The sequence below is a fragment of the Pseudomonas sp. MWU16-30323 genome (assembly GCF_020515595.1).
GTDB lineage: Bacteria > Pseudomonadota > Gammaproteobacteria > Pseudomonadales > Pseudomonadaceae > Aquipseudomonas > Aquipseudomonas yamanorum.
In genome coordinates, this window is record NZ_JAIWYM010000086.1 from 1 (window position 1) to 880 (window position 880).

Here is an 880-nt window from a genome sequence, read left to right on the forward strand (position 1 = left end):
CAGGGTTTCCCAATGGTCGAAATCTGCTTCAGTGAGCGCGCTGCCCTTGCTGTACGTCAGCGCCAGTAACCGAGGCTCGCCAGGCAGCTCACAGGCCAGTTGGTACTGGCACGAAAGCGCGTTGCCCTGGGTGAACTCGGTTTGCACTTCCATCGCGACAATGTTGCGGTCAACGCCCACCCGTACCTCTGCAGGTTTGGTGCATTTGAAGGCCGTGACTTTCTTGCGTAGCTCAGTGAGCTGCTGGGTATAGGTCTCGGCCAACGTTGTCTGTGGGTCCATGAGGCCGCGTGCCAGCACCAGGGTGGTGCCGCGCGCCTTGAACACCAGCATGTTGACGCTGTTGTCTTCGGGCATTTCATTGCCCAGCCCGATGATCAGATCGTGGGTGATGTATTCGCGCATTGGAGCCGTCCTTATGGGGTCATTCATGGTTGAAGTAGCCGTCTACATCGCCCTGAATGTCCGCACCCCTGACGCCGTTTGCGGTGGTGCCGGAAGCCTTTCCACTCATGTTCAAATCGAGTTTTCCTGACAAGGTGTTGACCTTGCCGGCTTTCATTCCGGTGATATTGAAGTTCTCGCAGGTGATGTTCAGGTCGCCGTTTTCGTTGAGCTCTATGACGGTCTTGCCGCATTCGAGGCGCAGCTGTTTGCCCACGCCGATGTAGTACTCGCCAGCGACGTGATCATTCTTGCTGCCGCCCACTTTCAAGGTGTCATTGGCCTTCACCACCCGCATGCGGGTGCGGCCGACGGTGATGGTCTCGTCCTGGCCGACCTGGCTGCTTCGGTCAGCGCCAATGGATTGGGTCTGATTGTTCTTGACCACGGTGTTCTGGTCTTTCTCGGCATGGATGAACACTTCCTCCTGCCCCAG

General features: G+C 57.6%; 1 protein-coding gene and 1 pseudogene. Both read right to left on the reverse strand.

The window, feature by feature from the left end:
• Window positions 1-405: DcrB-related protein (locus LIY45_RS30540; RefSeq protein WP_226478717.1), on the reverse strand; the 405-nt coding region annotated here is incomplete at its 3' end.
• A gap of 19 nt (window positions 406-424) precedes the next feature.
• Window positions 425-880: pseudogene (locus LIY45_RS30545) on the reverse strand (type VI secretion system tip protein VgrG); the annotation flags it as partial.